The organism is Pseudomonas sp. NBRC 111130 (genome assembly GCF_001320485.1).
GTDB classification, from domain to species: domain Bacteria; phylum Pseudomonadota; class Gammaproteobacteria; order Pseudomonadales; family Pseudomonadaceae; genus Aquipseudomonas; species Aquipseudomonas vlassakiae.
The window spans coordinates 19207-28593 of sequence record NZ_BCBG01000055.1; the positions used below are offsets into that span (position 1 = coordinate 19207).

General features: G+C 64.5%; 3 protein-coding genes. All 3 read right to left on the reverse strand.

All coding sequences use genetic code 11. From position 1 onward, the window contains the following. Positions 1-112: 112 nt before the first annotated feature. Genes recD through recC form a run of 3 tightly spaced genes read right to left on the reverse strand, consistent with a single transcriptional unit; the run spans position 113 to position 9314 of the window. Entirely contained in the window at positions 113-2188 is a 2076-nt protein-coding gene (gene recD, locus APH33_RS20420; protein ID WP_054886899.1) for an exodeoxyribonuclease V subunit alpha, read from the reverse strand. Further along, the gene (gene recB, locus APH33_RS20425) at positions 2185-5853 is read right to left on the reverse strand and encodes an exodeoxyribonuclease V subunit beta (protein ID WP_054886900.1); all 3669 of its coding nucleotides are present in this window, start codon (positions 5851-5853) and stop codon (positions 2185-2187) included. Before recB ends, recD begins: the two co-directional genes overlap by 4 nt. Beyond that, positions 5850-9314, reverse strand: a complete 3465-nt coding sequence (gene recC / locus APH33_RS20430; RefSeq protein ID WP_054886901.1) for an exodeoxyribonuclease V subunit gamma — start codon at positions 9312-9314, stop codon at positions 5850-5852. The genes recB and recC overlap by 4 nt, the downstream gene beginning before the upstream one ends. Between the last annotated feature and the right edge of the window lie 73 nt (positions 9315-9387).

The following is a 9387-nucleotide window of genomic DNA, read 5'->3' on the forward strand; positions in this document are numbered from 1 at the left end:
TGGCTATCTGGAGGAGCGGGCGTGCCCGCGAATCAGGCAACTCGGTGTATGGCACCGGCTACGCCGGTGTTCGCGGGCAAGCCCGCTGCCACAGGGTCAGTCACAGGCCTGGTCAGACTTGTTCAAGCATCAGGCCGGAAATACGCCGTACCTTGCGCAGCACCGCTTCCTCGAAAATGCCTTGGCGCGGCTCGATCAAGCTGAAGCAATGCTTGGCCCGGGTAATGCCGGTGTACACCAGTTCCTTGGTCAGCACCGGGTTGAGTGCATCCGGCAGCACCAGCGCGGTGTGGCTGAACTCGGAGCCCTGGGACTTATGCACCGTCATGGCGTAAACGGTCTCCACCTCGTTGAGGCGGCTGGGCAGCACGAAGCGCACCCCACCACTGCCGTCGTTACGCGGGAAAGCCACACGCAGCAGCGCTTCACCGTGCTCGTCCGGCAAGCGCAGGGCGATACCAATGTCGCCGTTCATCAAGCCCAAGCCGTAGTCGTTGCGCGTCACCAGCACCGGGCGACCTTCATACCACGGTTGCTGGTTGTCGATCAGCCCGGCATTGTGCAGCACCCGCGCCACACGTTCGTTGAGGCCTTCGACACCCCAGGGCCCCTTGCGCACGGCGCACAGCAGCTGGAAGTCTTCGAAACTGCGCAGCACCCTGCCAGCCCACTGTTCCCAGCGCGGATCGTCGAAAGCGCTGCCCGGTGCGGGGCGATGGCGGCCAATGGCACGCAGGTAGCTGCGATAGCCTTGAGGCCCTTCGTTACCGCGGTCGAGGCCGTCGAGAATCAGGCGGTCGAAAGCCCGGTCCTGCTCACCGCGCAGCGCCAGGCCGAACACGTCCGCTGGCGGCATGCTCAGCAGGTCGCGTGCCGCCTGGGCCTCTTGGCGGTTGACCAGGCGCGCCAGCTGGCCGATGCCACTGCCTTCACCAAAACGTCGCGAGAAGCGCAGCATCACCACTTGCTGGGCTAGGGGATTGCGTTGCGCATCGCCGGTTTTCAGGCCGCTGGCGGCCAGCGAGTGGCCACCGATCCGTTCCAGCCAGGCCTGGGTCGCGGGCGAATAGCAGCCCTCCTCGGCATCCCGGCACAGGTCACCGAGTACGGCGCCAGCCTCGACCGAAGCCAGCTGGTCCTTGTCCCCGAGCAGAATCAGCCGCGCCTTGGGCGGCAATGCCTCCAGCAAGTTGGCCATCATCTCCAGGTCGATCATCGACGCCTCGTCGACCACCAGCACATCCAGCGGCAGCAGATTACCGGCGTGGTGCCGGAAGTGCCGCGAGCCAGGGCGGCTGCCGAGCAGGCGATGCACGGTGCTGACGTCGGTGGGGATCTGCCTGCGCACCTCGGCGCTGACCTGCAACCGTTCAACCTGCTGGCCAATGGATTCGGTCAGGCGTGCGGCGGCCTTGCCGGTCGGCGCGGCCAGGCGAATACGCAGCGGCCTGCCCTGCTCCACCGCAGGTGCCTGTAGCAGCGCCAACAGCCGCACCACCGTGGTGGTTTTGCCGGTGCCAGGGCCGCCAGTGATGATGCTGAAGCCTGCACGGGTGGCCAGGGCGCAGGCGAGTTTCTGCCAGTCCACCTGCCCGGCCAGGGCGCCTCCGTCGAACAGCTGCGCCAGGCGCGCAGGCAGGTCGGCCGGGGTTGCTTCCTCCTCGCTCAGGCGCTGGCGCAGGGTCTGGTCGATCTGCCGCTCGTAGCTCCAGTAGCGGCGCAGGTACAGGCGCTGGCCGCTGAGCACCAGCGGGCGCGTGTGCTGGCCCGGCGTATTGCCGGCGGCCACCAGGGGGCTTGCGGCAATGCGCTGCAGCCAGGTGGGCAGGCCGAGGTTGGCCAGCAGCTGCGAGGGCAACAGCAACGGGCCGGTCAGGGCATCGCCTTCGGGTGGCAGGGACAGGGCGAAATCCGGCTCGGCGAGGGTTTGTTGCAGGTCGAGGCAGACATGCCCGTGGCCCAGCTGGTGGCTGGCCAGTGCTGCCGCCAGCAACAGCAACGGGTCACTGCCAGGGGCTCGCTCTTCAAGAAAGCTGACGAACGCCCGGTCGAGCGCACGCAGCCAGCCTCGCTCGACCCAGCGATCGAGCAACTGCAGCAGGTCCGCACTGTTGTGCTGGGGAGCCAGGGCCAGCAGATGTTCAGCTTGCAGTGGCGCAGGCAAGAGATCGTCGAGGGTGCGGCTCATGTCAGGGCTCCGGCAAACAGGTCCTGCTGCTCGGGCTGGTGCGCGCCCCGGAACAGCGCGTCAAGGGCCTCGATCAGCTCGCGTGGCGGCCTGGCGAAGTACACGCCGTGGCCATTGCTGCTGGCGCCACGCAGGAAGATGAACAGGGCACCGCCGACATGGCGGTCGTAATCGTAATCCGGCAGCCGTGCGCGCAACTGGCGATGCAGGGCCAACAGGTAGAGCACGTACTGCAGGTCGTAACGGTGTTCAAGGATGGCTTTTTCCATGGCCTGGGTGTCGTAGGCCTGGATGTCCGGGCCGAGCCAATTGGACTTGTAGTCCGCCACGTAATAGCGCCCGTCGAGCTCGTATGCCAAGTCGATGAAACCTTTGAACATGCCATTGAGCAAGGTTGGCTGCGCAGCCGGGCGAGCCGTGCCGGGGTAGGTATGCCGGGCCACCAGGCGGTCGAGTTGCTCGGCGTCGACGTTGTGGCTGGCGAACCAGAACTCCATCTCGATCTGGTAATGCTGGAGTTGCGCCAGCGTCAGCTGCGAAGGGCCGGCCGGCAGCGGCTCGTTGAGCAGGCGCTGCAGCCACTGGCTGAGTGTCGGAATCCAGCCGGTCCAGCCGCGGCGGTTGCAACGTTGGCCAACCGTACGTTCGATGAGCCTGGGGTTGCCGGCGACCTCGGCAAAGCCTTCACGTCCGGCCCACTCCAGCAGCCCATGGAGGAAGGTGCCCGGGTTGGGGCCACGGGGAAAGCGATGGATGTCGCCGCCGTCGCCGGGTACTTCACGGATCGGTTGGGTATCGGCAACTTCGTCATCGAGCAGCTGCTGGGCCTGTGAGCTGTCGGCACCGAGGGTCTGTTCACCCACGCGCAAGGCACTGTAGGAGGCGATCCACCAATGTTCGGCGGCGGCCCGTTGTGGCTTGCGTGCGGGTATCAGCTCGTGTTCGGCCTGGGACGCACGGTAGCGCTCATCACTGGCCTGCGGCAGGGCCGGGCAGGCAATGTGCTCACAGCCGGCCAGCAAGCTCTGCAGCCACTGCTTGAGGTGCTCCGAGCTGGGCAGTGGCAGGCCACCACCTAGCAGGTAGCCGAGCGCCGAGCGGTGCAGTTGCGAACTCTTCTGGTTGCCGCGCTTGAGGTCGGCGACACCCAGCCAGCAGGCGTGCTGGGCACGCGTCAACGCGACGTAGAGCAGGCGCAGGTCTTCGGCCAGGCGCTCCTCGTCGGCCAGGGCGACCTGCGCTGCGTCAGGGGTCAACGTCAGTTGTGCGTTGCCCAAGCTGTCGTGCCAGGCCAGGGGCAGGCGGCTGCCATCCACCGGCTTGCTGGTGCAGATGAAAGGCAAATAGACCAGCGGGTATTCCAGGCCTTTGGACTTGTGGATAGTCACTACCTTGACCAGCTGCTCGTCGCTTTCCAGGCGCAGAATCTGCTCCTCGCCCGCTTGACCGGAATTGGCCAGGTGCTCGGCGAGGTGACGGATCAGCGCCTGTTCGCCGTCCAGCTCAGTGGCCGCCTGCTGCAGCAGTTCGGCCAGGTGCAGCAGGTTGGTCAGCACGCGCTCACCCTCCGTGCGGCCGATCAGCGTGCGCGGCAATTCAAAGTCGTGCAGCAGGTGCCGCAACATGGGCAGCACACCCTGGCGCTGCCAGATCTCTCGATAGCGGCGAAAACGCATGACCCAGCCCTCCCAGACCCGCTCGTCCTGGTTCAGCTGGTCAAGTTCAGCCAGCGACAGCTCCAGGGTCATGCTGGCCAGGGCGGCCTTGAGCAGGCGTTCGGAGTCCGGCTCGGCACAGGCCTTTAGCCAGGCCAGCAAGTCATGGGCCTCCTGGGCGGCGAATACCGAATCCTTGTCGGACAGGTACACGCTGCGCACATCGCGGGCGGCAAGCTCGTTGCGCACCAACTGCGCTTCATGGCCATCACGCACCAGGATGGCAATGTCCGAAGGCTGGCATGGGCGCAGTTCGCCCTGGTCATCGCTGAAGCCGGTCACCCCGCGCTGGCCGCCATTCAATACGCAAACGATATGGCTGGCGCAGCTGGCTGCCAGCTGCTGACGGTAGAGCGTGCTGGATACCGGCTCTTCGCTTTCCAGCTGCCAGCAGTGCAACGCCGCACACGCCTTGCCGTCGATCAACAGGCGTTCACTGCGGCCCTTGGCGCGAACCTCGACGAACGGCAACGGGTTGTCGTCGGCTTCGCGGAACAGGAACGCACCCTTGCCCTGCTCGCGGCCTTCGGCCTGCATGAAGACTCGGTTGACCGCTGCAACCATCGCCTGGCTGGAGCGGTAGTTGGTGTCCAGGCTGTGCAGTCGACCGGCGGTGGCGCGGCGGGCCGACAGGTAGGTGTAGATATCGGCGCCACGGAAGGCGTAGATCGCCTGCTTGGGGTCGCCGATCATGAACAGGCCGGTGTCCGGGTTGTTCTCGCTGATGCGATAGATGCTTTCGAAAATGCCGTACTGGACCGGGTCGGTGTCCTGGAATTCGTCGATCAACGCCACCGGGAACTGCTCACGGATCAGCGCAGCCAGGCGTTCTCCCGACTCCGTGCCCAACGCCTGCTGCAGACGTAGCAACATATCGTCGAAGCCCATCTCGGCGCGGCGGCGTTTTTCCACTTCGAAGCGCGCCGCAACCCAAGCGGCGGCATGTTCAAGCAAGCGGGCATCCGGGCTGGCCAGGGCCTGCAGTTGTTGCTGCAGGTTCTGCATGGCATGCAGGGCCGGATGGTCGGGCGGATCGGTTTTCCAGGCTTCAGCCATCCCGGCCGGGGTCAGGCGGGTAAAGCCGGTGCCCAAGTCGAGCTCCACCGCTTGTTCATCACAAGCCCATTTACGCAGTTTCTCGAACCAGGGCTCGAAGTAACGCGCCTGCAGTTTGCGGCCATCGGCCTGTTTCGCTGCCACGGCGTCCTGGCAGATCTGCAGCAGTTCATCCGCCCATTGCGCCCACGGCGCCTTGAGTTGGCGCAACTGCTCGACGCGCTGTTTCAGCGCGGCATCGATCAGCGCTTGCGGTTCCGCTTCGTCCTGCTGTGCACGCACACGACCGAACAGCGGCCGGATGCGCGGCAGCAGGGCATCGGGACTGCCCCATTGGCTACGCACCCAGTTCAGCGCTTCGCCGTGCATGCCATAACAGAAGCGCCGCCAGTAGTCGCGCATGACTTGGCCAAGCAGGTCGCTGTGGTCGGTTTCCAGGCTTTGGGTGAACAGGCTGCCGCTGTCGAAGGCGTGCTCTCGGAGCATGCGCTGGCACCAGCCGTGGATGGTCGACACGGCCGCTTCATCCATCCACTGCACGGCAACTTCCAGGCGATTGGCGCAGCGTGGCCAGTGTGCTTCGGCGTAGTCGTCGCGCAGCTGCAGCAGCAGCGGATCGCCGCCTTCCAGTTCGCCGCGGAAGAAGCGCGCAGCCTCGGCCAGACGAGCACGGATACGCTCGCGCAGCTCCTTGGTGGCGGCATCGGTGAAGGTCACCACGAGAATCTGTGGCGGTAACAGTTCGCGGCCAAAGCCTTGCTCGTCGCCGTGGCCGAGGATCAGGCGCAGGTACAGTGCAGAAATGGTGAAGGTCTTGCCCGTACCGGCGCTGGCTTCGATCAGCTGGCTACCCTGCAGGGGAAAACTCAATGCCAGGGGGCGGGCCTGGGTCATGCTTGACTCTCCGGATTGCCTTGGGCCTGCCAGTCGGCGCTGAACAGGGGGCGGTACAAGGCTTCACACCAGCCTTCGAAAGTTTCGTCGGCGCTGAGCGCGGCGAAATCGCGGAACTGCCGCGCCAGGGCAACACTTTCGCTGCGCTCGCCAAAACTGGTGCGGCCATCCCCCTCGTAGGCACGGATGGCGGCGGCCATGGCCTTGTCAGGATCGTCCTGGGCCAGCCAGGCGAAAGCGGTCTTGGCGGCCACAGGCAACGGTGCATTCATCCCAGCCTGGCGCGCGAGTAGCAGGTGACCCAGTTGTTCGGCAGCCTGAGCCTGCGGCAAGGGGCCGAGCAGCAGGGTGATGTCGCTGGCCAGCAGCGCGCTGTGCAGGGGATAACCCGCAGCGCAAGCTGCCAAGTGCATCACCCAGCTGGCAATCAGGCGGTGCCACTTGAAGGTGTTGCGCCCGGCGCTGATTGTGTTGGGCACCGTGGTGATGCTCAACAGGCTTTGATCGTCGGCCTTGTAGACCCGGCCCAGCCAACCCTCAAGACGATGGTTCGCATGTTCGAAGTGGATCGGCAGCGCACCGTCGACCACCGTTGGCCAGCGCTGCAACAGTTGGCGATGACGTTGCAGCAGATCGGGCAACGGCTGGATCAGTTCGGCCTGCAGCAGTTCACCAAACCCTGCCAGAGGCAGCATGCCGCAGGCTTGCAGCCGCCGGGCCTGGGCCTGTAATGCGTGCTCGGCGTTATCCGGGTCGCTCAGGGCGGCGCCCAGCAGGCTCTCGCTGGCACTGTAGCGTTGCAATGCGTCCAGAACAAATGGCTCTTCATCTGGCGTGGGCGCTTCCAAGGCTTCGAAAAACACTTTCAGCCGCTGGCTGAAGAAATGCCTTACCGGGTGACGCAAGAAGTCCTGCAACTGAGTAAGCGTCAGCGCTTCATCGCTGACGTAAGGAGGCAGGTCAAGGTCTGGCTGCTCGTCGTCAGTGGTGTGCTGGTGCAGCAATTGCCACTCGTGGGCATAGCTGAACAGCGCACTGCCCTTCTGGAAATAGCGCGCACTGAAAGGCTGCAGCGGGTGCTCCTGAGTCAATGCGTGGAGCAGGTGCTCACCGTCAGCATTACCCTTGAGGCGCCAACCGGCAGCCAGGTGATCGCGTAGCTGGCCGATCAACACCGAGGCGGGCCGCTCGCTGTTATCACGGATGCTACGACCCACCCAGCTGATATAGAGCTGGTCACGTGCCGACAACAGCGCTTCGAGCAGCAGATAGCGGTCGTCCTCGCGACGCGAACGATCACCGGGGCGGTAGTCGCTGGCCATCAGGTCGAAGTCCAGCGGCGGCTGGGCGCGGGGGTAGTCGCCATCGTTCATACCCAGCAAACAGACGACGCGGAACGGAATGGCCCGCATTGGCATCAAGGTGCAGAAGTTCACCGAACCTGCGAGAAACCGCTGGGACAGCTTGCCTTCGTCGAGGCCCGACAGCCAGGCCTCGCGGATCACCGTGAGTGGCAGCTGGTCTTGCAGGCCTACGGTTTCGCAGACTTCCAGCCAGCTATCGCGCAATTCCTGCAGTTGCATCAGCAGGTATTCGTCGTGCTCCTCCTCGGCAAGGAAGAACACTTGCAGCAACGCGTTGAGGCGATCCCCCCATTCACTGGCAGTGGCAGGTTGAGACAAGGCCTGGTTGGCCACATCGAGGGCATCGAGCAGTGCGACCAGCGGGCCGATCAAGGCGGCATCCAGGCCGCCGATTTCATCGTAAGGTTCGATGCCATCGCACCCCTCTCCCACGCCAACCGCGTAGCCCAGCAGCATGCGCCGCAGGCCGAAGCGCCAACTGTTCTGCTCAAGGCCCTGGGGCAACCCGAGGGTGGCGCGCTGGTCGGCGTTCAACCCCCAGCGAATACCCGCGCCTTCGATCCAGCGGTGCAGGGTGGGCAGGTCGCTTTCGCGGATGCCGAAACGCGCGCGGACCGCCGGAACGTCGAGCAGGTCAAGCACCTCGCTGACGGCGAAGCGGCTGTCGGGGAGCTTGAGCAGGTGCTCAAGCGCGATCAGCAGCGGATCACGGCCACGCTGGCCTTGGTCGGTCAGGGTAAACGGGATGTAGCGCGGGTCGTTGCGCTGCAATTGCCCGAACACCGCGCGGATATGCGGCGCGTAAGTGTCGATTGCCGGGAGCATGACGATGACGTCACGCGGGCGTAGCGCAGGATCGGCGCTGAAGCGGGCCAGTAGCTGATCGTGGAGGATTTCCACCTCACGCTGCGCGCTGTGTGCCACGTGGAAACGCACCGAACGGTCCTTGGCCAGGTTGACCTCGGGCCACAGCTCGCGGCTTTCAGCAAGCGGGCGCAGTTCAAGAATGTCGTCCTGAAGCTGGTTCAGCAGCGTGGTGGGCTGGCCTTCGCTGAACAGGTCGATACGGCCATCGCTGAATACGCCCTGGTAACTGCCCGGGTCGTCGTAGCTGTCCAGTAGGTTGATGTAATCACGGCCTTGCTTGCCCCAGGCTGCGAGCAATGGGTGGGCATGCTGATGCAGCGATTCGTCGTCCAGTTGCACGGGCATGCCTGGCTTGCGCTGTTGACGCTTGTACTGGTGACGCAGCAGGTCCTTGTCGGCAACGATGTCTGCCCAGTGGTGACGGCAAGGGTTGTGTACACAGAGCAATACCTGGCTGAAACGGGACAAACCGGCGAGCGCTTCCAATGCCTGGGCAGGCAAAGAAGAAATACCGAACACGATGACCCGCGACGGAAGTCCGTGAGGTGCGCTTTGCAGGCTGTTGATGCGTTCGATGAAGCGCTGGTGTACCCCTGCCCGGCTCTGCGCCATGCCCTGTTCACCGACATCTTCAAGCAATGCTCGCCACAGTTCGGCCTGCCAGCGGTTGCCTGGGGCGAGGGGCTTGCGCTCGCCACGGGCGGTATTGAGGATGTGCTCGCCGGCTGCCCAGTCCTTCAGCCAGTCGGCACGATAGACCTGGTATTGGTCGAACAGGTCGGCCAGGCGCTCGGCCAACTGATAGCGCTTGCGCAGGTCATTGTCATCGGTAAGAAAGCGACGCAGCGGTTCGAAATGCGGGCGCTCGATCAGTGCAGGCAACAGGCGCATCAGGCGCCAGGTCAGCGGTGCTTTGTCGAGCAGTGAAACTTCTGGGATCTCGTCGCGCCCGAGCACTTTGCGGTACAACTGCCACATGAAGCTACCGGGCAGTTGCACATCGATGGCGGCAGCAATCCCGCAACCACCCATGTCATCGTCCTGTGGGTCCTCGGCAAGGGCGAGCTTGAGCCATTGGGCGATGCCATTGCTTTGTACCAGGGCGATTTCGTTTTCCAGCGGTGCCAGCGGATAGCGGCGCATCCAACTCACGACCAAGCTGCGCAGGTCGTCCAGGCGGTTGCCGTGGACGATCATGAAACCTGGTTGCAGTGAGGTAGTGCTGGGCATGGAAAAGTCCCTGGGAGAATAATGGGGAACGATATCACGGCTGGCTGCCAATGCTGGGCCAGGTAAAAGCCTG

Excerpts from the sequence above, each read along its gene's own strand:
- recD (WP_054886899.1), bottom strand. The coding sequence starts at position 2,188 with ATGAGCCGCACCCTCGACGATCTCTTGCCTGCGCCACTGCAAGCTGAA.
- recB (WP_054886900.1), bottom strand. The coding sequence starts at position 5,853 with ATGACCCAGGCCCGCCCCCTGGCATTGAGTTTTCCCCTGCAGGGTAGC.
- recC (WP_054886901.1), bottom strand. The coding sequence starts at position 9,314 with ATGCCCAGCACTACCTCACTGCAACCAGGTTTCATGATCGTCCACGGC.